The organism is Streptomyces sp. DH24 (assembly GCF_029813775.1).
In the GTDB taxonomy this organism is placed as follows: Bacteria; Actinomycetota; Actinomycetes; order Streptomycetales; family Streptomycetaceae; genus Streptomyces.
On sequence record NZ_JARVKW010000103.1, the window covers coordinates 1 to 532 of the forward strand.

At 66.4% G+C, this 532-nt stretch carries 1 protein-coding gene; it reads left to right on the top strand.

Annotation, left to right across the window (positions count from 1 at the left end; translation table 11 throughout):
* The coding region (locus QC282_RS32035; protein WP_279553107.1) for an alpha-amylase family glycosyl hydrolase at nt 1–532 on the top strand (532 nt) is incomplete at both ends.

Consider the following 532-nt stretch of genomic DNA (forward strand, 5'->3'; position numbering starts at 1 on the left):
TCGTGGAGTTCGTGGACGCCGCCCACCAGCGCGGCATGCGCGTGATCATCGACTTCGTCATGAACCACACCAGCGACCAGCACCCGTGGTTCCAGGAGTCCCGCAAGGACCCGGACGGGCCCTACGGCGACTTCTACGTGTGGGCCGACGACGACAAGGGCTACCCGGACGCGCGGATCATCTTCGTCGACACCGAGCCGTCCAACTGGACGTACGACCCGGTGCGGGGCCAGTACTTCTTCCACCGGTTCTTCTCCCACCAGCCGGACCTCAACTACGAGAACCCGCGGGTGCAGGAGGAGATCCTCGCCGCGCTGAAGTTCTGGCTGGACCTGGGCATCGACGGCTACCGGCTCGACGCCGTGCCCTATCTGTACGCGGCCGAGGGCACCAACTGCGAGAACCTGCCCGCCACCCACGACTTCCTGAAGCGGGTCCGCAAGGAGATCGACGCCCAGTACCCGGACACCGTCCTGCTGGCCGAGGCCAACCAGTGGCCCGAGGACGTCGTCGACTACTTCGGCGACTACCC